A 23,786-nucleotide genomic window follows, 5' to 3' on the forward strand; every position below is an offset into this window, starting at 1 on the left:
ACCGGTCACCGGCCCCAGATCTTTCGGTAACCGTCCCGGTAACCCGGTGGGTCCCAGGTCGTGGTGGCGTCGCTGTTGGCCGCCGTGGCCAGGTGGACGGGGGCGACATAGCCGCTGGCGGGCTGCCCCGCGTAGGCGCGGTTGAACTCGTCGATGATCTGCCAGCCCTGCAGGGACAGCGGCTCGGGGACCGTGGCCGCCTGATACTGCCGGGTCTCCACGCGCTGGAAGGCGGACGGGTCGCCGTCGCCGGCACCGATGTTGAAGGGCGGGCCGGATCCCTTCAGTCCGGCGGCCCGGAAGGCCGGGGCGGCATCGGCGAAGTACAGGTCGTTGATGGCGACGGAGTGCGTCCACCTGCTCCGGAAGCGGGAGAGCAGCGACGAGACCTCCCGCGGGGTACGGCTGCTCGCGTCCGCGATGGGGATGTTCTCGTACGCGAGCAGCCGCACGCTCGGGCAGGTGGCGAGCGCCTTGCGGATCAACTCGGACTTGTCCTTGGCGAACGGGATCGAGGCGTCGGTGATGAGCACGACCCCGGCGTGGCCGTCGGAGTCCGCGATGATCCACTGCGCGCTGATGGCCGCCACGTCCTCGACGCGGGTCGTGACGTTGGTGAAGAGCGGGGGGTGGCGGCTGGGGCCGGGGGCGGCGAGCGCGTGCCAGCCGACGAGCGGGATGTGTTGCGCGTCGGCCCGGGCGACCTGCTGGGAGGTCGAGTTGGGGTCGAAGCCTCCGATGACGATGCCCGAGGGCTTGAGGGTCACGGCCTGGCTCATGGCCGCCTGGATACCGGCGGGGGTGCCTCCGCCGTCGATCACCCGGACCTTCCAGCCGATGACGCGCGCGGCTTCCCGTACGCCCTTCGCGGCGCCCGCGACCCCGGGATTGGTCAAGGTCTGGGCGACGAAGACGATGTTCTTGCCGGACACCGCCCTGGGGCCGTTCGTGGGCCCGCCCCAGGGCATGTCCGTCTTCTCCGCCTGTTCCACCGCGGCCCGCGCCCTGGCGTGGACCGCGGGGCAGCCGGCCGGGCCGGTGGTGGCGCCTCCCTGCACGTCCGAGGAGCCGTGTGCGCAGCCGGCCAGCGTGGCTGCCGCCGCTGCCAGCAGGGCTGCGGCGGTGTACCGGGCCTTGACGAGGCTGCGGGTGGCCTTGCGGGTGCCGTGCACGGGAACTCCTCGCAGAAGCGGTGCGATCACGGGGGTGGGGGCGGCGCGGAGGGCAGGTCGCCGGCGACCACGGTGCCGGTGCGCAGGCGCCGGCGAGCGGAGTAGCCCGCCAGGCCGACGGCGAGGAGCAGGGTGCCGCCGTAGAACAGCGGGGTCGTCCAGAAGTCGCCGCCCAGCTGGGCGATGCCGGTGAGGCCGACCGCCAGGACCGCTACGGCGACGAGCGTGCCCAGGGCGTTGGGGCGGCCGGGTTTGACGGCCGTGGAGCCGAGCAGGGCGCCGGCGAAGGCGGGCAGCAGGTAGTCCAGGCCGACGCTCGGGTTGCCGACCTGCAGTTGGGCCGCGAGCAGGACCCCGGCGAAGCCGGTGATCAGCCCCGACGCGGTGAAGGCGTAGACGGTGTACCTGCGGGTCGGAATGCCGAGCAGGTAGGCGGCGCGCGGGTTGGATCCGACGACGTAGAGACCGCGGCCGAGCGGCAGCCGCTCCAGGACCAGCCAGAGGGCGGCTGCGAGGGCCAGCACGTAGAGGGCGGGTACGGGCAGGCCGAGGAACGTGGAGTCGTAGAGGTCGGTGAAGCCCGTGGGGAGTCCTCGGGGTCCGGGGACGATGCGGGCACCGCCGGTGACCCATCCGGTCACGGCGTACAGCATGCTGCCGGTTCCGAGCGTGGCGATGAAGGAGTCGATCTGCCCGAACTCGACGATGACGCCGTTGAGGACGCCCACGACGCCCGCTCCGACGAGTACCGCGAGGCAGGCGAGCGGCCACGGCCAGTGTGCGTCGACGATGAGCTGCAGCACCATGACGTGCGCGAGACCGAGGACGTAGCCGATGGAGAGGTCGAACGCCCGGGTGACCATGGGGACCATGGCGGCGAGCGCGAGGATGGCCGGGATCGACTGGGTGGACAGGATCGAGCCGATGGTCTCCCGGGTGGGGAAGGTGCGGGGCAGGGCGAGGGAGAAGACCAGGAAGAGCAGGGCCGTGAGGGCCAGGAGGCCGTAGGCGGCGGCGAGGTGGCCGCCGGATCGGTGCCGGGGTGGCCGGGGCGGGGAGGGCGAGGCGGTCACGAGGTGGTCGCGGATCCGGACTCGGGCAGGGCGGAGGCGGCTCGGGTGAGCCCGGAGACCGTCAGGCCCGCACCGCTCAGCTCGGCCGTCAGGGATCCGCGGACGAAGACCAGGGCGCGTCCGCAGACACGGGTGACCTCCTCGAAGTCGGTGGAGACGAGCAGGGCTCCGAGGCCGGCGGCGAGGGCCTGGTCGAGCAGGCGGTAGACCGTGGTGCGGGCGCCGATGTCCACGCTCGCCGTCGGCTCCTCGAGGATCAGCAGGCGCAGGCCCGCGCGCAGCCACCGGCCGATCATGACCTTCTGCTGGTTGCCGCCGGACAGGACGGCGATGGGGGCCTCGCTGTCGCGCGGACGCACCGAGAAGCGGTCGATCAGGGCGGTGGCGTAGGCACGTTCCTGGCCGGGGCTGATCCAGCGCGACGCCGGCCGGCCGCCCGCGCTGGGGTTGGCCAGGAGGTTCTCCCGTACCGTCAGTTCGGCTGCGCAGCCCTCCCGTTGGCGGTCGGCGCAGACGAGGCCGACGCCGAGGCGTACGGCGTCCGCGACGGTGCGGGGGTGGTAGGGCCGGCCGCCGAGGAGCACCCGCCCGGCGAGGATCGGCCTGGCGCCGGCGAGGGCCCGGCCCAGGTCCGTGTGTCCGGCGCCCGTCAGGCCGACCAGACCCAGGACTTCGCCGGCCGCGAGTTCCAGGCTGACCGGTCCCACGCCAGGGGTGCGGACACGGTCGAGGGTCAGGACGGCCGGACCGCCGGCACGGACTGCGGTGGGGTGGAAGTCGGTCGGTTCCGCACCGACGATGTCGCGCACCAGGCGGGCTGGGCTGTGGCCGGCCACCGGGCCGTGGCTGACCAGGCGGCCGTCGCGCAGGACGGCGAAGGCGTCGGCGACCTCGTACACCTCGTCGAGGCGGTGGGTGACGTAGAGGATGCCGTGCCCTCGGTCGCGCAGGGCGTGCAGGACGCCGAAGAGCCGGGCGCAGTCCACCGCGGGGAGACGGGCGGTGGGCTCGTCGAGGACGATGAGCTTCGCCCGGTTGGCGAGGGCTCGGGCGATGGCGACCAACGAGCGTTCGGCGGGGGCCAGTTGGGCGACGGTTGCCTCGGGGTCGAGATGCGCCGCGACGATCCGCAGGGCTTCGGTGCACTGCTCCCTGGTGCGCCGCCAGGAGATCAGTCCGGCGCGGCGCGGGTATCCGGTGCTCAGCGCGATGTTCTCGGCGACCGTCATCCACTCCACCAGAGCGAGGTCCTGGTGGATGAAGGACATGCTGCGGGAGGCCTCCCGGGTGCCGAGCGGGTGCCCGGCCACGGTGATCTGCCCCGCGTCGGCGTGGTGGACGCCCGCGAGCACCTTGATGAGGGTGGACTTTCCGGCGCCGTTGGGGCCGAGGAGGGCGAGGACGCTGCCGGCCCGGACGTCGAGGTCGACCCCGGCCAGCGCGAGGGTTCCGCCGAAGCGCTTGCCGAGCCCGCGGACACGGACCAGGGGTGGAGCGTCGGGCACGGACATCTCCGGAGATTCGGCCTGGCTGGTTCATCCCATACGCACAAAAGATACTAACGGGGCGAATCACCAAATTCAGGGTCAGTCGGCCGTCAGGCCGCGTCCAGCGCGCATTCGGCCCAGATGACCTTGCCCTGGGTGGTGTAGCGGGTGCCCCAGCTCTGCGACAGCTGCGCCACGAGGAACAGACCGCGGCCGCCCTCGTCGGTACTGGCCGCCCGGCGCAGGTGCGGGGCGGTGTTGCTGGTGTCGGAGACCTCGCAGATCAGGTTGTGGGCGTGCAGCAGCCGTACCCGGATGGGCCCGGCGCCGTGCCGGACGGCGTTCGTGACCAGCTCGCTGAGGATCAGCTCCACGGCGAACGCGGTCTCGTCGAGTCCCCAGTCGGCCAGCTGTCGTACGGCGTCCGCGCGGACCTCGCCGACGAGGGCAGGGTCGGCGGCCAGGTCCCAGGTGGCGATCCGGTTCCGGTCCACGGCGTGGGTACGGGCGACCAGCAGGGCGATGTCGTCGTAGGGGTGGTCGGGCGCCACGAGATCCAGCACGGTCTGGCAGGCCTCGTCCGGTGTGTGCTCGGCGTGCGCCAGGGCGCCGCGGAGGTGGTCGAGCACCTCGTCGACGTCGCGGTCCCGGTCCTCGATGAGTCCGTCGGTGTACAGGACCAGCTGGCTGTCCTCCGGCAGGTGGACCTCGGCCGTCTCGAAGGGCAGGCCGCCGAGGCCGAGCGGGGGCCCTGCGGGCAGGTCGGGGAACGAGACGGTGCCGTCGGGGCCGACCAGCGCGGGCGGGGGGTGGCCGGCGCGGGCCATGGCGCACTGCTGCGTGATCGGGTCGTAGACGGCGTACAGGCAGGTCGCTCCGATGATGCCGAAGTCCTCGGACTCGGGGTCCTCCCGGTCGAGGCGTCCCACGACGTTGTCGAGATGGGCGAGGACCTCGTCCGGCGGGAAGTCGAGTTCGGCGAAGCTGCGGGCGGCGGTGCGCAGGCGCCCCATGGTGGCGGCGGAGAGCATGCCGTGACCCACGACGTCGCCGACGAAGAGGCCGACGCGCGTGCCGGAGAGGGGGATGACGTCGTACCAGTCGCCGCCCACGTCGGACTCGGCGGGCAGATAGCGGTGGGCGACGTCGACGGCGTCCAGATCGGGCAGCTCGTGCGGGAGCAGGCTGCGCTGCAGGGCCAGGACCATGGCGCGTTCGTGGGTGTACTGCCGGGCGTTGTCCATGGACAGGGCGGCACGCGAGGCGAGCTCCTGGGCCAGCGAGCGGTCGTCGTCGCCGAAGGGGGCGGGGTCCTGCGAGCGGTAGAAGCTGGCGACGCCCAGGACGACGCCGCGGGCGACCAGGGGGACGGTGATGAGGGAGTGGACGGCGGCCAGCAGTTGTCCGCTCAGCTCGGGATCCTGGGCGAGCCAGCCGGCGGCGACCTTCAGGTCCGGTTCCAGCACCGCCTGCCCGCTGACCAGGCAGCGCAGCTGCGGCGTGGTCGGGCCGAAGTCGATCCGCTTGTCGACCGGGCTGAAGGGCAGGTCGTCGCGGATGCCGCGCACCACCGTACGCCGCAGCTCGCCGAGGGGGTCGGCGGACTCCTCGCCGCGCAGGACGGACTCGGGCAGGTCGATGGTGACGAAGTCGGCGAGTCGTGGAATGGCCGTCTCGGCGAGTTCCTCGGCCGTGCGGCGCACGTCCAGGGTCGTGCCGATGCGGGCGCTGGCCTCGGAGAGCAGCTCCAGTCGCCGGCGCGCTGCCAGGGCGTACTCCCCCACCGTCGGCTCACCCACCAGCACGAGCCCGCTCGCCAGCGGCCGGGAGTCCGCGGGAAGGTCCGGCTCCCCGGCGGGGGCTGCTGGGTAGGCGGGGTAGGCCCGCTCACGGCCGGCGCCACCCTGGGCCGGCGCGGCTCCGGCACGGTGATCGGGCACCGGGCCGACGTGGAGACGGTCCGGCACGAGGAGGACAGGACGGTCTCGGGGCGGCCGGAGGAAGGACAGGGCGGCGGGCCGGGCGCTTGCGACAGCGTCGTCTGCTCGGCTCGGGACGGCGCCGGGCGGCCGGGGTGCGGGGCCGGTCAGGACGGCTTCGATGGCGATGCCCTCCACCCCGGAGGCGCTCGTCGTCGGCCTGCTCACGAGCGTGACCCGCCGGCCGTCGGACAGGCGCAGCTCCACGGCGCCCCGCTGTGCGCAGGAGATCAGTTCGGTGGCCTTGTCCAGGAGAACGGCCCGGTCGGCGGGGCGCAGCTCGGGGGCCAGCTCGTCGACGCCGATGCGGGTGTGCGGCCCCGCGGCGGCATCGGCCCGGGCGTCCAGGTACGACCGCAGCAGCGCACGCTCGCGCAGGGAACTCTGCCCGAGCAGCCGCCGTTCGACGGCCTCGGCCGCCTTGCGGATCACGGTGGCGAGCGCCGGGTTCTCGGCGCCGCGTGGATAGCCGAAGCAGAGAACGCCTTCGATGCGCCCGCTGAGCGGGTCGCGGACGGGAAGTGCACGGCAGGCGTTGCCCTGGGAGCGCTCGGCGAAGTGCTCGGCGCCGTAGACCCGGATGAGTTGACGCTCCGCCAGCGCGAGACCGATGCCGTTGGTTCCGGCGTACCGCTCGGCGAACACGAATCCCGGGACGCGCTGGAACGCGGGGAGGGTTCTGACCATGGACGCGTCGCCGAAGCGGCGCATGAGGACGATCCCCCGCGCGTCGGCGACGGAGATGTTCATCTGGCTGCCGGCGAATCTGGACTGCAACCGGTCGAGCACCGGAGTCGCCGCACGGACGAGCCTGCTGTCCGGATCGAAATCCGTTCGGAAGGGGAGATCGGCCTGGTCCGGCGAGAGCCCCAGGGACCGGGAGCGCTGCCAGGAACCCAGGATCGGCGACCGTACGCCTCCCTCGACCGCCTCCCCCTCCAGGAACCGCTCACGGGTACGGACGGGCCCTGCCCCACCGGTCGCACGCCCCCTGGGCGTCGGTTCATCGCCGGACCGCACCACGCCTCGCCTCGCTCGCACTCGCATCAATCGCAATGCACCTAAACCCGGCATTGACGAGGATACGGTCATAAAGGGCATGAGTCATGGCGTGCCGGGTGGATCACGCTCCGTCACCGGACGGCACCGTCCGTCAGCGGATACCGCGGCCGGTGTCCTGGCCGACGGGAGAGGTGGCCCGGAGGCTCGCGCTCGCCCCAGCCGGATCCCGGGCACTGGGCCCGGCCGCCCGCAAGGGACGTCCGGCGGGTGTGTGTCGACGTCAGAAATACGCCTCGGCAAGCCGGTTCGTGGCGCCCGGTGCCTCCTCTCGACTCGCGGGCGACCCGTCGGAGGCGCACGATGGACTCAGGGGAACTCCGCCCCGCGAGCCGGTGACAGGCCGTGGGGCCGGCCGAGGAACAGCCATGACCCACAGCGAGCTTCAGCCGGGCGGCTTCGAATCGGAGAACCATCCTTGGAAGATCCGCCTCGTCAAACATCCGAAGCGGTTTGAATCGTCGCACTTCGTCGCCGCCAAGAAGACGGCCCACGCGATCCTGCGCACTATGGACGACCAGGACCTGCCCTACGGGCCCAGACCCGTCGATCCGGATGCGGGACCGAACGGTGCCGAGCACTGGGAGATGCACCACGGCGGCAGCCTGTGGGTCAAAGGACGCGACCGCTGGCTGATGTACCGCGCCCGGGTCGGCATCGAGTGGAGCATGCAGTTCTGCGCCGACCCCGCGAAGGTGGACCGGCTCCGGCAGGAGGCCGCCGAGCTGGTGGACGCCTTCCCGCTCACGCTGCCCGCCCTGGCGGAACTGGGCTACGGACGCGCCGAGGAGCTGCTGCGCACGCCGATCGAGGACGCCGACGGGGTCGAGGCCTGGACCGACTCCCTGTTCAACTCCTGTGTGCCGCTGAGCCGTGCGAACCACCAGGGGATCCTGCCCAAGGTGCCGGGTGAACACCACTATCCCTGGCCCGTGAAGGGCGCGGACTTCGTCCGGTTCGACGACTTCCAGCTCTGGGTGACTCTGCCGGACGGCACCCACGGTGCCGTCACCCCGGTGGACCGCCGCGGCTCCGGCGACGGACACGTCCGTCTGGCCTTCGTCCCCGAGGGCAGCGAAGCCGCCGCGACGATCGCGGAGGCGCAGAACCGCGGGCTGATGGCGGTCCTGCCGGCGAACAGCGAGGTGGCCATGCAGGCCTTCGCCCGGCAGATCGCCCCGGGCCGGCACACCGCCGCCGGTCCTCTGTGGCACGACGGACCCACTTCCGGCTAGCAAGGAGGTCGGCATGCCTCGCACGATCGTCGTCTGCCTCGACGGGACGGGCAACCAGGTGGGCGCGAGCCATCCCACCAACGTGGTCAGACTGGTGGAGATGCTGGACGCGGACGATCCGGCGCGGCAGCTCGTCTACTACGACCCCGGCGTCGGGACCATGTCGTCGGCCACCGCCCACGGACCGGTGAGCCGCCGGCTCTCCCGCCTGTGGGGCCTCGCCTTCGGCAGCGGACTGCGGGCCAATCTCGCCGAGGCGTACACGTACCTCATGCGGCACTGGGAACCGGGCGACCAGGTCTACGTGTTCGGCTTCAGCCGCGGCGCCTACACCGCCCGGGCGCTCGTCGGGATGCTCAACAAGCCCGGCCTCATGCGTCCGGGCTCGGAGAACCTGGTGCCGTACGCCGTGGCGAAGTACTCCTTCAACCAGGACATCGACCGGAGCGAGAAGGAGGTCGCGCGGTTCTCGCACGCGTTCTGCCGACGCACGGAGAACGAGCCGCTGTGGGCGGAGGTGAAGAAGAACAATCCGCGGCAGGTCTCCCACCACGCCCTGCCCGTGGCCTACCTCGGCGTCTGGGACACCGTGAAGGCGGCCGGCCTTCTTCGGCTGGGCAATCTGCAGTGGCCGTTCACGCACCAGTTGCCGAACGCGGCCCGCATCCGGCATGCCGTGTCGCTCGACGAGACCCGCCGCCCCTACCGCGAGTTCCTGGTGACGCCCCGCCCGGCGCCGCGTCAGGACACCGCCGAAGAGGTGTGGTTCACGGGGGTGCACTCCGATGTCGGCGGCACCTTCACGCATGCCGCGGACGACCCCCTGCTCTCGACGATCCCGCTCAAGTGGATCACCGACGGCGTCACCCAGGACCTGGTGTTCCGGCCCCAGGCCTACGGCACGACCTGCGCGGTCACCGAGGACTTCGCCGGCGCTCCGGTGCACGACAACGGCCCGCTGTGGATCCTCGCGGGTCGGCGCTCCCGTCCCCTGCCCGACGACGCCCTGCTGCACGCCAGCGTGAGGCTGCGCCGGGAGCGGGATCCCGGGTACCGCCCGGACCTGCCCGGCCCGCAGGAGCCGGGCCGCTGGGCCGACCTCGACTGGACCAAGCCGGAACCACCGCCCGGCGGCTGAGGGCCGCCTGCACTGGTGCATGGAGTTCGCCTGCTTCTCACTGCGGCTGTGGCGCGGGCACCGGCTGCGCGGCCTCGCCCCGGGCCAGGGTGTCGGCGCCCGGTCGGCAGGTGTCAGTCGCCCGGCCGGCCCATCTCCCTGTCGGGCAGGTAGCTGGCCAGGCCGCGCAGGATGATCTCGACGCCGAGGTCGAACCGCTCGTCGGAGGAGTCCGTCACCATCAGCCCGGACAGGGCCCGCAGATGGGGGAAGTCCGATTCGGGCAGGGACGCGAAGTAGTTCTGCATCTCCTCGGCCATCTCGCGCCAGTCGGGGCGGGCCAGGGACGAGCCGTCGCCGCCGTGCCGGTCGGCCCGGTCCTCCCACATGCCCTCCTCCAGGACGAATCCGTCGATGTAGGTGGAGATGAGGTCACCGGCCTCCGCCGCGATGCGGTCGGGCAGCCCGGCGGTGCGGAAGACGGCGAGCAACGCCTCGACGTGCGGCAGCAGTTCGGCGGTGAAGGGGACGTGGGCCATGGAGATCCTGGCCATGTCCCGGTGGGAGCGCAGGCGCTGCCGTCCGGAGCGGGCGTAGTCCCGCACCTGCTCCTGCCACCGCTCCGGGTCGGCTTCGGGCATTTCGAAGCCGTCGAAGAGCCGGGTGTACATCAGCTCCAGGAGATCGTCCTTGGAGCTGACGTGGGCGTAGAGGGCGGAGACCGTGACCCCCAGCTCGGCCGCGACCTGACGCATCGACAGCCCGTCGAGTCCCTGGCGGTCCAGCACGGTGAAGGCGGCCTCGACGACCCGCTCGCGCGACAGCGGTGCGCGCGCGGGCGCGACGCGGGCACGCGCGGGGCGCTCGCGCTCCCAGGGAGACGGCGGAGGGGTTGCGGGGGTGTCGGCCGCGTCGGTCATGAGGACAGTCTAGGCGCAGGGAGAACAGTGTTCACCTTCTACTAGCTGCGGCGCGCCGTTCGAACGCGATATATCTTGTCCGGCAGCCAGATTTGCGCTATATCTTAATGAACACCGTTCTCCCGGTGAGCACTGTTCTGTTAGAGTGAACAGCGTTCTTCCGTCAGGACAGTCACATCCATCCGTCCCACCGCGCCCGCGGGTCCTCACCGCGGCGCGGTCCATGTGCGAGGAGTTCCGATGTCCACCACCGGTGTCGCGTCCGTCGAGACGCCCGCCGACTCGCCAGCGCCCTACCGGTGGCGCTGGGCTGCGCTCTTCGTGATCCTCGCGGCCGAGGTGATGGATCTCCTCGACGCAGTCGTCACGAACATCGCCGGCCCCTCCATGCGGGCCGACCTCGGCGGCGGCGCCTCCACCCTGCAGTGGCTCGCCGCCGCGTACACGCTCTCGATGGCCGTCGGCCTCGTCACCGGAGGGCGGCTCGGGGACATTCACGGACGCCGCCGGATGTTCCTGGTCGGGGCCGCCGGCTTCACCCTGGGCTCGCTGCTGTGCGCGATATCCGTGTCACCCGAGATGCTGATCGGCGCGCGTGTCGTCCAGGGCCTGTTCGGCGCGGTGATGCTGCCGCAGGGCCTCGGCATGATCAAGGAGATGTTCCCGCCGAAGGAGTCGCAGAAGGCGTTCGGCATGTTCGGCCCGGTCATGGGACTGTCCGCGGTGTGCGGGCCGATCCTGGCGGGCTGGCTGGTGGACGCCGACTACTTCGGCACCGGCTGGCGGATGATCTTCCTGATCAACCTCCCGCTGGGTGCCGCGGCCTTCCTCGGCGCCCTGCGCTACCTGCCGAGGGGCCGCTCCGAGACCAAGCCGCGCCTCGACATCCCCGGCATGCTCCTGGTCTCGCTGGCCGCGCTGCTCATCATCTTCCCGCTGGTCCAGGGCCGCGAGTACGACTGGCCCGTGTGGACGTTCGTGATGATGGCCGCCTCGGTGGTCGTGTTCGTCGCCTTCGCCGCGTACGAGTCGCGCCGCAGCAAGGACGGCCGGGACCCGCTGGTCGTCCCCAGTCTGTTCCGCAAGCGCGGGTTCAGCGGCGGTATGACCCTCGGGCTGGTCTTCTTCTCGACCATGCAGGGCTTCATGCTGGTCTTCAACCTCTACACCCAGATCGGCCTGGGCTATTCGCCGCTCAAGGCCGGCCTGGTGATGGTGCCCTGGTCGGGCGGCATGATCGTCGGCTTCGGGATCGCCCAGGGTGTCGCCCGGTTCGGGCGGGCCGTACTGCAGGCGGGCACGCTGGTCATGGCACTCGGCGTGTTCGGCGTGTGGCTGACCCTCGACATGGTCGGCAGCGGCGTCGGCCCCTGGCAGCTCCTGCCCTCCCTGCTCGTCACCGGCATCGGCATGGGCCTGCTCATGGCGCCGTTCTTCGACATCGTGCTCGCCAGTGTCGAGCAGCACGAGACGGGTTCGGCGTCGGGCACGATGACCGCGATGCAGCAGCTCGGCGGCGCCTTCGGCGTGGCCATCCTCGGCACCGTGTTCTTCGGCCTGCTGGGCGGCGGGATCGCCACCGCCGTGGACCACCGCTCGGACGGTCTGCGGGGCCAGTTGGCCGCCGCGCACGTCGCGCCCGCCGCTCGGGACCGCATCGTGACGGACCTGCGTGCGTGCGCCTCGGACCGCGCCGTCGCCAAGGATCCCGCCGCGACCCCGGCATCCTGCACGCGCCTGGAGAAGGACACCCGGTCCGCCGTGACCTCGCCTCAGGCCGGGGCCCGGATACCCGCAACGCTCAAGTCCACCGCGTCGTCGGCCTTCCAGAGCGGTTTCGGCTCCGTCATGAAGACGGTGCTGTGGATCGTGGACGGCATGCTCGCCCTGACCTTCCTGCTCGCGTTCCTTCTGCCGCGCCACGCGCGCCCCGAGGAGTCCGCCGGGCACTGAGTCGCGGCCGCATCGGCACCGCGAAGTACGGCCGCCGGCGCCCTCCTCAGGGGTGCCCGGCGGCCGTCCCGTTGCCGAGGTGGCCGCGCCGAGACGGCCTGTCACCGGATGCGCCCGCTCCCGTACAGTCCGTGGTGCCGGCGCTCCATCACGCCCACGCCCGTCGGTTGACCAGGAGAGGAACCATGGACACCGAAGCCAGTCCCGACTCCCTTGCCCGCCTTCCCGGAACGGGGCGGCCGGTTCCCGAAGCCGACCCCGGGCTCGTGGAGCGGTGGCGTTCGGCGGGAGGCGAACTGGTCGACCTGCTGGCCCAGGTACGGGAGCAGCTCGGCGGGGTCGCCGCGTTCCGCCTCGGGCCGGCGCCCACCGTTCTCGTCACCGACCCGGAGGCGGTCCAGCACGTCCTCGCCCGGCACCCGGACCGGTACGTCAAGCGCTCCCACCGCGCCCGGCTGCTGATCGGCGACGGTGTCCTCGCCGCCACCGGCACGGCGTGGAAGCAGCAACGCCGCCTGTTGCAGTCCCAGTTCACCGGCATCGGGATGCGCCGCTACGAGCAGCGGATCATCGGGGCCGCCCGGACCACCGCCGAGCGCTGGAGCGGTTATGCACGTACCGGGCAGACTCTCGATGTCGCAAGGGAGATGCGCCGCTTCGCCCTCGACGCCATCTGGCGCTCGCTCACCGGCCACGCTCTGGACGACCGAACCGAGCACGAACTGGCCGCTGTGGCAGCCGTGGCGGCCGCCCTTCCGACGCTGCCCGCCGATGCCACCGGCGCCGAGGGTGCCGTCGCCGCCGATCTCGCCAGGATCGACGCGGTCGCCCGGCACGCGATCGAGGCCGCCCGCGGCGGGTCGGCCGGCCCCGACGGCCCGGGCCTGCTGCAGGTGCTGGTCGAGGCCTCCACCGAACGCCCCGAGTACACCGACCGGCTGATCCGCGACGAACTGGTCACGCTGCTCGTGGCCGGGCACGAGACCACCGCCAGCACCCTGACCTGGCTCTATCTGCTCCTCGACCGACACCCCGCCGCCCGCGAACAGGCTCTCGCCGCCGGCGCCGAAGGCTCGGCCGGGCGCCGCCAGGCCATCCAGGCCCTGGTGCACGAGACGCTCCGGCTCTACCCCTCCGCCTGGATCCTGCCCCGCCACGCCACCGAGGACGACACCCTCGCCGGCTACGCCGTCGAGGCGGGCACCGACATCCTGACCTGCCCGTATCTCACGCACCGCGATCCCGACCTGTGGCCGGATCCCGAGCGCTTCGATCCCCGGCGCTTCCTCACCCCGGACGGCCGCCCCACCCACCCGGGCGCCTACTTCCCCTTCGGTATCGGAGCCCGCGCCTGCCTCGGTCTGCAGTTCGCGCTCCGCGAGTCGACCATCCTGCTCGAACACCTGCTCCCGGCCCACACCCCGGCCTTCTCCTCCACCCCCACGAAGGCGGCGTACGGCATCACCGTCCGCCCCGACGGCCCCACCCCGGCGACGCTGGAAGCTCCCCGCGCCTGACGTTTCATGGAGACCTGGACGATTCAGGATCAGGTCGGCCGGCGTTCACCCGGTGAAGCCGGACGACTTACGCTACGACTTCGCCGATGCCCTCACGGCAGGACCCGCACCGTCCCGAAAGGACGAGCCCCGTGCTCACGTCGTACGCAGCCCACTTCGACACGCCCGCCGGGTATCTCGACTTCGCACGGTTCGGTCCGCCGTCGCGGGACGCCGTAGCCGCCACCGCGCGAGCCATGGAGGAGTCCGCCGGCGCCGACCACACCACCGTGGACGGTCTGATGGGCGCGGAAGGGGTCGCGCGGGATGCGGCCGCCCGGCTCGCGGGCACGGACGCCCGGCACACCGTGCTGCTCCCCAACGCGTCCACCGGTCTGTTCCACGCCGCTCTCGGCATCCGGGAAGGTGTGGTCCTCGCGCCGCGCACCGACTTCCCGGCCAACCACTATCCGTGGCGCCGCACGGCGGACCTGGGCCGGGCCACGCCGCGCTGGCTCGACCCGGCGCCCGGCGGCGGGGTCACCCCCGACCTGGTCCGCGCCGCGCTGACCGACGACGTCGTCGCCGTGTCCGTCAGCGCCGTGGACTTCCGCACCGGCTTCCGTGCCGACCTGGGGGCGCTGCGCGAGGCGGTCGGACCGGACCGGCTGCTGATCGTGGACGCCATCCAGGCGTTCGGCGTGGCCGAGATGGACTGGGACGCGGCCGACGTGCTGGTCGCGGGCGGTCAGAAATGGCTGCGCGCGGGATGGGCCACCGGCTTCGCGACGCTGTCCGATCGCGCGCTGGAATCTCTGGAGCCGGTCCTCACCGGCTGGACGGGCGTCGAGGACGTCGGCCTCTTCGACGGAGCGGAGCACCCACCCGCCCCGGACGCGCGCCGATGGTCGATCACCAATCTCAGCCCGGTGACGGCCGCCTCGTTCGCGGCCGCACTGGACCTCGTCGAGCGGCACACCGTCGCGGCGATCGAGGCCGCGATCGCCACGCGGATCGCCGAACTCACCGACGTCGTCCAGGAGTACGGCGGCCAGATCCTCTCCCCCACCGACCCGGCGCGGCGCGCGGGCATCCTCTCCTTCACGATGCCGGACCACGATCCGTCCCTCGTCGCGAAGTCCTTGCACGCCGAGGGTGTCACTCCGACGGTGCGCACCGACTCGCTCAGGCTCTCCCCGCACGCCTCGACCCCGCCGGAGGCGTCCGACCGGGTCGCTGCCGCGCTGTCGTCGCTGCGGAACTGACCCCGCCGGCAGGACGATCCCCCTCTTCAGGACAGCCGTTCGTACGCCCCCCTCCAGCCCGCCCCGTCGACGAATCCGCCATGGAGTGCCCAGCGTGGGTTCCCGTCGCGCCGCGCCTATCCCGCGGCCATGGGCGCGGAGTGGAGTTCGCGTACCAGTTGCGGGGTGAGCAGTTCGCCGGCGCGGTCGGCGAGGACGGCCATTTCGTAGCCGACCAGACCGACGTCGCATCCCTCGGCCGCCAGGACGCCGAGGCAGCTTCCGTCGCGGATGCGGCCGACCATGAGGAAGCCGCCGAGCATCTCGATCATGACGAGTTTCATGCCGTGGAAGCCGTGCGCCGTCGCCGCGTTCTGGGCGAGGCTGGTGATGCCGGAGACGATGGCGGCGAGGTGGTCGGCGCGGTCTCGGCCGAGGCTGTCCGAGGCGGCCATGAGCAGGCCGTCGGAGGAGACGGCGACGGCGTCGGTGACGCCGTCGGCGGTGCGGACGAACTCCGAGATGAGCCAGCCGAAGCTCTGGACGGCGGTGGTCATGATGACGCTCCTTGAGTGGTGCGGGCCTCGCCACGGGCGACACCTGCTCTGAAGCCGTTGAGCAGGGAGGAGACGGCGGGCCCGGCGGGCTGAGGTGAGGCGGCGGGATCCTGCACGGGGGCGAGCAGGCGCCCGGGGAGGGCGAGGAGTGCGGACAGGCCACCGCCGGTGGTGTCGAAGAGGTGGACCTGGGTGCCTTCACCGAGGCGGTGGGCGAGTCGGCCGACGACGAGGTGGCCGAGGAACCGGGTGGGCGCCGCGAGGAGGGCCTCCTCCCCGGATCCGGAGAAGCGGGCGTGGGCGCGTTCCTTGTCGGCTTCGGACATGCCGACGCCGTGGTCGACGACGGCGAAGCAGTATGTGTCGTCCTCGGTGTCGTACCAGCCGTGCACCTCGACGGGTTCGGTCGGCGGCGAGAAGGTCAGCCCGTTCTCGATGAGTTCGGCAAGGAGATGAACGACATCGGCGACGGCGTGTCCGCGCACCCGCACCGGCTCCACGGGCGCGATCAGCACCCTCCGGTACTGCTCCACCTCGGCGACGGCGGACTGGACGACTTCCAGGCCGTCGGCCGGTGCCGCGGTGGGCCGCGGCGGATTCTGCCCGGCGAGGACCAGCAGATTCTCGGCGTTGCGCCGCATACGGGTGGCGAGATGGTCGAGCTCGAAGAGCTCGGCGAGGGCGTCCGGGTCGAGCTCCTGCCGTTCCAGACGGGTGATGAGAGCGAGTTGACGACGCACGAGGTTCTGGTTGCGGCGACCGAGATTGGCGAGCGACTCGGTGGTGTTGCGGCGCAGGCCGGCCTGCTGGGCCGCGAGGTGGAGGGCGGTGTGCTCCACCTGGTGCAGGGAGGCCGCGACCTCGGTGATCTCCGTCGCGCCGCCCAGCAGCCGCGCATCGCGCTGGTCAGGGGCGTCCGCCGCCAGGAGCAGCTCCATGTGGTCCTGCGGGGCCTGTTGGATACGGGCGACGGTGGCGGGCAGCCGGTGCCGTGCCACGTCGTGGGCGGTCTCGGTGAGCGCACCGAGCGGGCGCGTGAGGGAGCGGGAGGCGAAGGCGGCGAGGCACGCGAGAAGGGCGGCCACGAGCGTCCCCGCGACGAGGTACGCGGCAAGGCCCGTCTCGGCGTCGCGGCTGAGCCGGTCGGCCCGGTCCCGTACGTCCTGACCGACCGACAGCTGGACGGCGTACAGATCGTCGACGAGCACGGTCATCGCGTTCCACCAGGTGCCGGCGTCGGCGCGCAGTGCGGAGCCGGCGGGGGCGTCGTCCGCCCGGTCCTCGTAGGCGATGGCGCGTCGGGCGTCCGCGGTTGCGAAGGCCCGTTCCAGGGCCGCGCGCTGAGGTGCGGTGGCGACGTGCCGGAAGCGGGCCAGGGCGGCGACGCGCGTGGCGCGCACCTCGGTGAAGGTGAGGTACTCGCGGCCGTGGAAGGTGCCTTCGGCGAACACGCCGTTGAGGAGCCCGCGTTCGAGAGCGACGGACTCCTTGGCCGCGGCCAGCTCCCGCAGTGCCGCGAGCCCGTCGCCCAGTCGGCGGTCGGCGCGGGCCGCGGTCTCCGCGAACGGGTCGACGGCGTCGAGGGCGTTGACGGCGCCGGTGTAGAAGGTGAGGGTCGCCGTCCTGTCGGCGGTGCCCCGGTCGGCAGCGGCACGGATGTCGGCGAGACGCGCCAGGTTCCGTCGGACGACGCCCTCGACGGCGCTGTCACCCCGCATGGCGCGCAGCGTCGTGTCCACGCGCGTGCGGGTGGCGTCCAGCGTGGGGCGGAAGGCCTTCTCCCCTCCCAACAGACCGTTGGTCAGGCCGCGTTCGCGTTGCAGCTGGTGCACCAGGGCCTGGATCCGCAGGCTGAGACCGACCTCGGTACGGGTCGTGCGGGCATTGCCGAGGTCCTCGACGCGGTCGTGGACCGCGAGACCCGCCACCGCCAGCAGCAGGCAGATCGGGACCGTGATGACCACCGCCACCCTGCCCCTGATGCTGCGCCAGCCCGGCATCGGCCGCCTGCCCGGAGCAGCTCGGCCGTGGTGGCGGCTCCCTGAACTGCTCTTGTCCAACCTGCTCTTGTCCGACCTGCCCTTGCGGATTGCGCCAAGCCTGCCGAGCAGCGGCCGTAACGGCTCCCACACCCTCATACGTCACGAAGCTAGCCCGACCGCCGCCCCGGGCGGTTTCCGACCCGTAAGGCCGCATGGGAAGTTCGGTTGCGCCACCCTCACACCGTGGTCGAGGAGACTGTGACCGCGGCCGACGCCGTTCGGACCGTCAGGCGGCTCCTCCGCGTGTGCCCGGTGTCGGGCCCGCCGCGATCGAGAAGGCGAGCGCGAGGCCGTCGTCGGTGGCGTGCGCCGAAGTCAGCGCGACGCCATGGGGCAGTCCGGTGACGGGCACGGTCCGGGGTTCGAGCTTGTCCCGCAACCCGGAGGCGGCCGGCAGGGCATCGAGGTCGTCGACCGCCATACTGCGGCCGAGAACGGTCACGGTCGTGGGCGTGACGGTGAAGGCGTCCGGGGTCGTGGACACCTTGGCCCGTACGGTGACCGGCAACCCGAGGCGGCCGACGCTCCCGCCGAGGATCAGATCGCCGCCTTGGCCACCGGCTGTCAGGCCGTCACCCAGCGCGCCCATGCGGCGGGTCACCTGGTCGTATCCGACGGTCGCGGTCCCGGTGCCGCCGGCGCTGTCGCCGTCCGTCGTGACGTCCTTCAAGCGGACGGTCACGTCCATCACCGCATGCTGACGGCGCACACCCTTGGCGCTCAGCTCGACGTCGCCGATCTCCCCACCGAGGGTACGCAGCCCGGCGAGCGGCGTGGTCAGCTCGGCGTGCACCGGGCCTTGCGGCTTCAGCCGGCGCGACGCCTGGAGGCCGATCCGCTCCTCGGTCCTGTGCTCGACCAGGAGATCGGTCGTGCAGACCAGGGCGGCCAGTGCCGCGCTGATCGCGGCGAGGATGCGGGGCTTGTTCCGAAAGTTGAGGGCCACGTGCTCACTTGCTCCGAATCGGTCGGTGGGCGGACGGATGAGGCGATCAGGCGTGCAGGCGTGGGAGGACCCGGTCGAGTCGGCGGGGCAGCCACCAGTTCGCCCTGCCCATGAGGAACATGGCGGACGGCACGAGGACCAGTCGGACCACCGTGGCGTCGACGATCACGCTGATCGCCAGCCCCAGCGCGAGCATCTTCACGACCACGGTCGGCGAGGAGGTGAAGGACAGGAACACCGCGGTCATGATGAAGGCCGCGGCGGAGATCACGCGGGCCGTCGCGGACAGCCCCTCCCCTACGGCGAGCCGGTTGTCACCGGTGCGATGCCAGGCTTCGGCGATCCGGGACAGCAGGAAGATCTCGTAGTCCATGGACAGCCCGAAGACGATCGCGAACATCATCATCGGGACGTACGACTCGATGGGCACGGGCTCGGACAGTCCCAACAGCGAGTCGCCCCAGCCCCATTGGAAGACGGCGACGAGCACACCGTAGGACGCGGCCGTGGTGAAGAGATTGAGGACGACGGCCTTGAGGGGGATCACCACGCTGCGGAAGACGGTCATGAGCAACAGGAAGGCGAGGACCAGGACGATGCCGATGACGATCGGCAGCCGCTCGCCGACCGTGTCACGGAAGTCGGCCTGGCCGGCCACGCTGCCGGTGAGATAGGCCGCGGCGCCCGTGCCGTCGAGGGCCTTCGGCAGGGTGCGCCCGGAGAGGGTGTCGAGCAGGGCGCCGGTCGCGGCGTCCTGTGGGCCCGTGGTCGGGGTGATGGTGGTGACGAGGATCTTTCCGTCGGCGCTCGGCCTGACCGGGGTGAAGGACGCCACGCCGTGGGTGTCCTTCAGCGCCGCGGTGACGTCGTTCGAGATCCGGTCGACGGGCGTGTGCGCGTGGCTCACGTCGACCACGGTGACGACCGGGCCGTTCGCCCCCGCTCCGAAGCCCTGGCCGTCGGCGTGCGCGATCCAGTCGTACGCGGTGCGGGTGCTGCTGCCGGGTCGGTCCGCACCGGCGTCGACGTGGCCGAGGCGCATGGACAGCAGGGGTGCGGAGCACACGCCGAGGATGGCGAGGCCGACGGCCAGGAAGGTCCACGGGCGCCGGGAGACGAGTTCCGCGTAGCGGTGCCAGCCGTCGCGGGCTCCACCGCTCTCGGCCACGGGGCGGCGGCGCAGGCGGAGCCGGTCGATGTGTCCGCCGACCAGGCCCAGGGCTGCCGGGACCAGGGTGAGGGCGGCAGCGGCGGTCACGATCACGGCGAGGGTGGCCGCCAGCCCTATCTTGCCGATGAAGCTCAGTCCGCACGCGTACAGGCTCAGCATGGCGACGGCCACGGTCAGGGCGGCGATGAGAACGGCGCGTCCGCTGGTGTGCGCCGTGCGGGCAGCGGCCTCGACCGGATCACGTCCGTCCATGAGGTCCTGGCGGAAGCGCGTCGTCAGGAACAGGGCGTAGTCGATGCCGACGCCCAGGCCGATCATGCCGGCGAGGGTCGTGGCGGAGGTCGCGAACGACAGCGTGCCGGCGACGATGCCCACGACGCCGAGGCCGACTCCGACGCTGATCAGGGCGGTGGCCAGCGGCAGCAATGCGGCGAGGACACTGCCGAAGGCCAGCAGCAGGATGACCAGGGCGGTGACGACGCCCACGCTCTCGCTCAGCTTGTCGTCGGCCGGTTCCCGGACCACCTGTTCGAGGTCGCCGCCGTAGGCGACGCCCAGCCCTGCCGCCCGGGCGGGCTCCGTCGCCGTGTCGAGTCGCCCGGTGTAGTCGTGGCCGAGACTCTTCAGCTGCTCGTCGAAGGAGACGGTGGTGTACGCGGTGCGTCCGTCGTCGCTGGTCACGGGGGCGGAAGCGGCGGTGACGTGGGGCAGGTCGCGCAGGTCGGCCAGGGTTCGGTCGAGGGCGGACCGCTGGTCGGCCACGGTGCCGGAGCCGGCGTGGAAGACGACTTTGCCGCTGGGCCGGCCCGCTTGGGGCAGGGAGGTGGCGAGGAGGTCGGTGCCGGTGTGGGAGGCGGTGCCGGGCAGGCTGACCTGGTCGCTGAAGGTGGGCGCGGCGAGGTGCCGCCCGGCCAGGGCGGCCACGAGGACCAGCAGCCAGGCGGCGATGACCATGGCTGGATGCCGGGCGCAGAAGCCGCCGAGGCGGCCGAGTCCGCCCAGTACCGGGGCGGGGTCCACCGGCGGACGCGTATCGGTGCGGGCGTCGGCCGGCGCCGGGGGGTGCTGTGAGGGTCGGGGCACCGTGGTCTCCCAAGGAAAGTGTCACGAGTGACACGAACTCTAGAGAGAAAGTGGCATGGATGACAATTGGCATCCATGCCACTTTGCGGCTGCGACAGCTCTCGCGTGACACGCGTGCCAATTGACAGCCGCGACACCAATGGCGGAGGCTTCGAGCCATGCCGAGTGAGATCACCCCTGCTGGACTGCGTGAACGCAAGAAGGAGGAGACGCGGCGCCTGCTGCTCGAAGGGGCCGCGCGCCTGTTCAGGGAACGCGGCTTCGAGGCCACGACGGTTGCGGACATCGCCGCATACGCGAACGTCTCCGCGCGCACGTTCTTCCGCTACTTCGACAGCAAGGAAGCACTGCTGCTGCCGGACGGCGTCGAGATCTTCGCCTACGTCGAGAACGCCCTGGCAGAGCGTCCGGCGGACGAGGAGCCCCTGGACGCGGTGTGCAACGCCCTGCTGGAGGCGGCCAAGCCGTTCGCGGCCTCCACCCTGACCGCCCTCAGCCACCCGCTCGAGGACATCCAAGTCGTCGTCACGGCCCGCCTCGTACAGGCCTTCTCCGACTTCGAGGAGCGGCTCACCGTCCTGGTCCGTCGAAGGCTCCCGCCGGACACTCCGGACGCCGACCTCAAAGCGGCCGTGATCGCCTGCGCAGCCCTCTCCGCGGTGCGCGCCGTACTGCGGACCCGCCGGGCGCGCCGCGCGTCCGGCATCACGGACACGGGCCAGGCACCCCTCCTGCGGGCCTTCGAGATGCTGCGCGAGATCGGTTCTCCCGAACGTCCGTGACGACGGGCGGAATGCCGGCGAACGCGGTCGCCGCCGTGACGACCCGCCGCGCAGGGCGCGCCTCATCCTCCCCGACTGAACATCACCGGTCCCCGTATTCCTACCGAGCAGCCGAGCAGGATCGAGACATGGTCCCTCTGTGTCCCCGTCAGGCCGGCCGGATACGAGGAGGATCCCGAGGACGCGCACATCGTGCGCGGAATCGACTGATTCGGCTCGGCGTCCTTCCGCACCGTGTGGGCTCCCTCCCCGGCCGCGGCGATGCTCTCATTGCTCAGGGCTGGGCTCGGGCGACGAGCAGCGCGACGTCGTCCTCGCCGCCGGGCGAGCGCAGAATCTCCAGGATGCGGTCGCAGGTGTCCTCCAGGTCCTGGCCGCGTGTCGCGGTGAGTGCGTCGAGGAGGGTGTTCAGGCGGGCGTCGATGGGTTCGCTTCGGGTCTCGACCAGGCCGTCGGTGTAGAGGGCCAGTTCGTCGCCGGGGCGGAAGTCGATGGTGGTGGCCTCGAAGGGCACCCCGCCGACGCCCAGCGGTGCGCCGGTGGGAAGGTCCAGCAGCTGTGCCGCGTGGCCGAGCCGCATCAGGGCCGGCGGCAGGTGGCCGGCGAGGCAGATCTCGCACTGGCCCCGGTGCGGGTCGTAGACGCAGTAGATGCAGGTGGTGATGGTCTGCTCGACACCTTCGGTCAGGTGATCGAGGTGACGGAGGGCCTCGTCGGGGGCGAGGGCGACCTCGGCGAAGGCGCGGGCGGCGCTGCGGAGTTGACCCATGGTGGCGGCGGCGTTGATGCCGCTGCCCATGACGTCCCCGACGACCAGGGCGGTTCTGTCGCCCTGGCAGGGTATGGCGTCGTACCAGTCGCCGCCGACCTCGCTCATGGCGCCGCCGGGCTGGTAGCGGCAGGCGACCTCCAGGCCGGGCAGGTGCGTCGGGGGCTCGGGAAGCAGGCTGCGCTGGAGGGTGAGGGCCGCATGGCGCTGGGCCTGGTATCCGCGCGCGTTGTCGATGCAGACCGCGGCGCGGGCGGCCAGCTCCCGGGCGAGGAACGCGTCGTCGTCGTCGAAGGGCGCGGGGTTCCGGGTGCGCTTGAGGTCGAGAGCGCCGAGTACTTCGCCCCGGGCCAGGAGCGGTACCGCCAGGTAGGAGTGCACGCCGGCCTCCGCGAGGCGGGCGGCGGCCTCGCCGTCCCGGGCGATGCGCGCCAGATCCTGCCGGGTGGTGTGGGGCACCAGAACCGGTTGACGGGTGCGCACGCACTGGGTGATCAGGCGGTCGCCGGCGTACGAGGCGAGTTCTCCCGGAGGGTCGGCCGCCGGGACCGCCTCGGTGGAGTGGGCCGCCCTGACGGCCAGGGCGCGGAAGAGGGCCGGACCCTCGTCTGGCGCGGTTCGGCCGTCAAGGGCGCTGTCGAGTACGTCCACGGCTGCCACATCGGCCAGGACCGGTACGACGACGTCGGCAAGCTCGCGCGCTGTCGTGTCCAGATCGAGGGTGGTACCCACGGAGGCGGAAGCCGTGGCGATCAGTGCCAGCCGCTGCCGGGCCTGCGCCGCCTCGGTAGCGGCCTGGTAACGCTCGGTGACGTCGATGACGGAGTAGGCCAGGCCCAGCACCCGCCCACCGGAGTCCTCCAGCCGGTAGTACGAGACGGACCAGGCATGCTCGTGGTCGGGGTCGCCCGGGGGACGACAGACGATGTCCCGGTCCACGACCGACTCGCCCGTCTCCAGGACCCGGCGCAGCCGTGCCTCGGGATCCGTGTCCAGGAAGGCCAGGACCTCTCCGGCCCGCCGACCCAGACGCTCGGAGGCGGACTGGCCGGTGATGCGTTCGAGAGCGGGATTCACGGCCAGGTAGCGCAGGTCCGGGTCCAGAATGGCCAGCCCGACCGGGGACTGGGACACCAGACGCACGGCCAGTGCGGCATCGCGCTCGACCCGCTCGACGGTCGCCTGGTCCGCGGCGAGGCCCAGGGCGTAGACGTCACCGAGGTCGTCCAGCAGCCGCATGTTGCGGAACTCCACCAGGCGGGTGCTGCCGTCCTTGTGCCGGATCGGGAAGGACCCGGCCCAGTCGGTGCCGGACTCCATGACCTCGGCGAACAGCTTGATCACCTCGTCCTGGTGCTCCTCGTGGACCGTCAGCCCGGCCGCGTTGCGGCCCAGCGCCTCCGCCGCGCTGTAGCCGAACAGCTCCTCGGCCTTCGGGCTCCAGAAGACCACCTGGCCCTTCGCGTTCAGCACCACGGCCGCGACGCTGAGCAGATCGAGCAGGCCACTGGGCGGCGCGGCGCGGTCGGCCGCCGACCAGCCGTCGCCTGCTCTGGAAGAGTCCGTCGTGCCCATGCCCTCATGTTCCTCCCGGCTCGGCGCCTTGGCTCGTGCCGTTCCGGCGGGCGTTCTGCCTTCGTCCATGGTCGACCCAGACCGAGGCAGCGCACACCTCGTGGCTGCTGTTGGTGCGGATACAGG

At 72.0% G+C, this 23,786-nt stretch carries 16 protein-coding genes; 6 read left to right on the top strand and 10 right to left on the bottom strand.

Features of this window, described 5'->3' with window-relative positions:
* Nucleotides 1-5 precede the first annotated feature (5 nt).
* The 4 genes from ACFYZZ_RS20160 to ACFYZZ_RS20175 all read right to left on the bottom strand — a co-directional run bounded on the left by ACFYZZ_RS20160 (nt 6) and on the right by ACFYZZ_RS20175 (nt 6,734).
* A complete protein-coding gene (locus ACFYZZ_RS20160; RefSeq protein ID WP_389177477.1) occupies nt 6-1,172 on the bottom strand; it encodes a substrate-binding domain-containing protein in 1,167 nt (388 codons plus the stop codon).
* Nucleotides 1,173-1,198: 26 nt separating this feature from the next.
* Nucleotides 1,199-2,245 carry an ABC transporter permease gene (locus tag ACFYZZ_RS20165; RefSeq protein WP_389177480.1) on the bottom strand — a complete coding sequence of 349 codons (1,047 nt, stop codon included), beginning with the start codon at nt 2,243-2,245 and terminating at the stop codon, nt 1,199-1,201.
* Complete coding sequence (locus ACFYZZ_RS20170; RefSeq protein ID WP_389177483.1) at nt 2,242-3,756, bottom strand: sugar ABC transporter ATP-binding protein; 1,515 nt, start codon at nt 3,754-3,756, stop codon at nt 2,242-2,244. Before ACFYZZ_RS20170 ends, ACFYZZ_RS20165 begins: the two co-directional genes overlap by 4 nt.
* An 86-nt stretch (nt 3,757-3,842) precedes the next feature.
* Nucleotides 3,843-6,734 (bottom strand): SpoIIE family protein phosphatase, encoded by a 2,892-nt coding sequence (locus ACFYZZ_RS20175; protein WP_389178257.1) that lies wholly within the window; start codon nt 6,732-6,734, stop codon nt 3,843-3,845.
* Nucleotides 6,735-7,105: 371 nt separating this feature from the next.
* Here ACFYZZ_RS20175 and ACFYZZ_RS20180 point away from each other — a divergent pair, with 371 nt between their 5' ends.
* Nucleotides 7,106-8,005, top strand: coding sequence for a DUF6424 family protein (locus ACFYZZ_RS20180; RefSeq protein WP_389177486.1), 900 nt, complete (start codon nt 7,106-7,108; stop codon nt 8,003-8,005).
* A gap of 13 nt (nt 8,006-8,018) precedes the next feature.
* Entirely contained in the window at nt 8,019-9,143 is a 1,125-nt protein-coding gene (locus ACFYZZ_RS20185; protein ID WP_389177489.1) for a DUF2235 domain-containing protein, read from the top strand.
* A 113-nt stretch (nt 9,144-9,256) separates the two neighbouring features.
* On the opposite strand, the gene ACFYZZ_RS20190 is transcribed toward ACFYZZ_RS20185, so the two are convergent.
* Nucleotides 9,257-10,042 (bottom strand): TetR/AcrR family transcriptional regulator, encoded by a 786-nt coding sequence (locus ACFYZZ_RS20190; RefSeq protein WP_389177492.1) that lies wholly within the window; start codon nt 10,040-10,042, stop codon nt 9,257-9,259.
* Between the two features lie 240 nt (nt 10,043-10,282).
* On the opposite strand from ACFYZZ_RS20190, the gene ACFYZZ_RS20195 reads away from it, so the two are divergent.
* The 3 genes from ACFYZZ_RS20195 (at nt 10,283) to ACFYZZ_RS20205 (ending at nt 14,756) form a co-directional block, all read left to right on the top strand.
* Nucleotides 10,283-11,995, top strand: a complete 1,713-nt coding sequence (locus ACFYZZ_RS20195) for an MFS transporter (protein WP_389177495.1) — start codon at nt 10,283-10,285, stop codon at nt 11,993-11,995.
* A 185-nt stretch (nt 11,996-12,180) separates the two neighbouring features.
* Entirely contained in the window at nt 12,181-13,512 is a 1,332-nt protein-coding gene (locus tag ACFYZZ_RS20200; protein ID WP_389177498.1) for a cytochrome P450, read from the top strand.
* A 131-nt stretch (nt 13,513-13,643) separates the two neighbouring features.
* The gene (locus tag ACFYZZ_RS20205) at nt 13,644-14,756 is read left to right on the top strand and encodes an aminotransferase class V-fold PLP-dependent enzyme (RefSeq protein WP_389177501.1); all 1,113 of its coding nucleotides are present in this window, start codon (nt 13,644-13,646) and stop codon (nt 14,754-14,756) included.
* 116 nt (nt 14,757-14,872) lie between these two features.
* Here the strand turns inward: ACFYZZ_RS20205 and ACFYZZ_RS20210 are convergent, their stop codons facing one another.
* The 4 genes from ACFYZZ_RS20210 to ACFYZZ_RS20225 all read right to left on the bottom strand — a co-directional run bounded on the left by ACFYZZ_RS20210 (nt 14,873) and on the right by ACFYZZ_RS20225 (nt 20,471).
* Nucleotides 14,873-15,292, bottom strand: a complete 420-nt coding sequence (locus tag ACFYZZ_RS20210; protein ID WP_389177504.1) for a roadblock/LC7 domain-containing protein — start codon at nt 15,290-15,292, stop codon at nt 14,873-14,875.
* Nucleotides 15,289-17,262, bottom strand: a complete 1,974-nt coding sequence (locus ACFYZZ_RS20215; protein WP_389177506.1) for a nitrate- and nitrite sensing domain-containing protein — start codon at nt 17,260-17,262, stop codon at nt 15,289-15,291. The genes ACFYZZ_RS20210 and ACFYZZ_RS20215 overlap by 4 nt, the downstream gene beginning before the upstream one ends.
* 298 nt (nt 17,263-17,560) lie before the next feature.
* Nucleotides 17,561-18,280, bottom strand: a complete 720-nt coding sequence (locus tag ACFYZZ_RS20220; RefSeq protein ID WP_389177509.1) for an LmeA family phospholipid-binding protein — start codon at nt 18,278-18,280, stop codon at nt 17,561-17,563.
* A 46-nt stretch (nt 18,281-18,326) separates the two neighbouring features.
* The gene (locus ACFYZZ_RS20225) at nt 18,327-20,471 is read right to left on the bottom strand and encodes an MMPL family transporter (RefSeq protein ID WP_389177512.1); all 2,145 of its coding nucleotides are present in this window, start codon (nt 20,469-20,471) and stop codon (nt 18,327-18,329) included.
* A 221-nt stretch (nt 20,472-20,692) separates the two neighbouring features.
* On the opposite strand from ACFYZZ_RS20225, the gene ACFYZZ_RS20230 reads away from it, so the two are divergent.
* Nucleotides 20,693-21,316, top strand: a complete 624-nt coding sequence (locus ACFYZZ_RS20230; RefSeq protein ID WP_389177515.1) for a TetR/AcrR family transcriptional regulator — start codon at nt 20,693-20,695, stop codon at nt 21,314-21,316.
* Nucleotides 21,317-21,590: 274 nt separating this feature from the next.
* Here the strand turns inward: ACFYZZ_RS20230 and ACFYZZ_RS20235 are convergent, their stop codons facing one another.
* Nucleotides 21,591-23,660: a SpoIIE family protein phosphatase gene (locus tag ACFYZZ_RS20235; RefSeq protein WP_389177518.1), complete on the bottom strand. Its 2,070-nt coding sequence runs from the start codon at nt 23,658-23,660 to the stop codon at nt 21,591-21,593.
* Nucleotides 23,661-23,786: the final 126 nt, after the last annotated feature.

The sequence above is a fragment of the Streptomyces sp. NPDC001816 genome (assembly GCF_042892235.1).
Taxonomy (GTDB): domain Bacteria; phylum Actinomycetota; class Actinomycetes; order Streptomycetales; family Streptomycetaceae; genus Streptomyces.

Excerpts from the sequence above, each read along its gene's own strand:
- ACFYZZ_RS20170 (WP_389177483.1), bottom strand. The coding sequence starts at position 3,756 with ATGTCCGTGCCCGACGCTCCACCCCTGGTCCGTGTCCGCGGGCTCGGC.
- ACFYZZ_RS20185 (WP_389177489.1), top strand. The coding sequence starts at position 8,019 with ATGCCTCGCACGATCGTCGTCTGCCTCGACGGGACGGGCAACCAGGTG.
- ACFYZZ_RS20190 (WP_389177492.1), bottom strand. The coding sequence starts at position 10,042 with ATGACCGACGCGGCCGACACCCCCGCAACCCCTCCGCCGTCTCCCTGG.
- ACFYZZ_RS20195 (WP_389177495.1), top strand. The coding sequence starts at position 10,283 with ATGTCCACCACCGGTGTCGCGTCCGTCGAGACGCCCGCCGACTCGCCA.
- ACFYZZ_RS20200 (WP_389177498.1), top strand. The coding sequence starts at position 12,181 with ATGGACACCGAAGCCAGTCCCGACTCCCTTGCCCGCCTTCCCGGAACG.
- ACFYZZ_RS20210 (WP_389177504.1), bottom strand. The coding sequence starts at position 15,292 with ATGACCACCGCCGTCCAGAGCTTCGGCTGGCTCATCTCGGAGTTCGTC.
- ACFYZZ_RS20230 (WP_389177515.1), top strand. The coding sequence starts at position 20,693 with ATGCCGAGTGAGATCACCCCTGCTGGACTGCGTGAACGCAAGAAGGAG.
- ACFYZZ_RS20235 (WP_389177518.1), bottom strand. The coding sequence starts at position 23,660 with ATGGGCACGACGGACTCTTCCAGAGCAGGCGACGGCTGGTCGGCGGCC.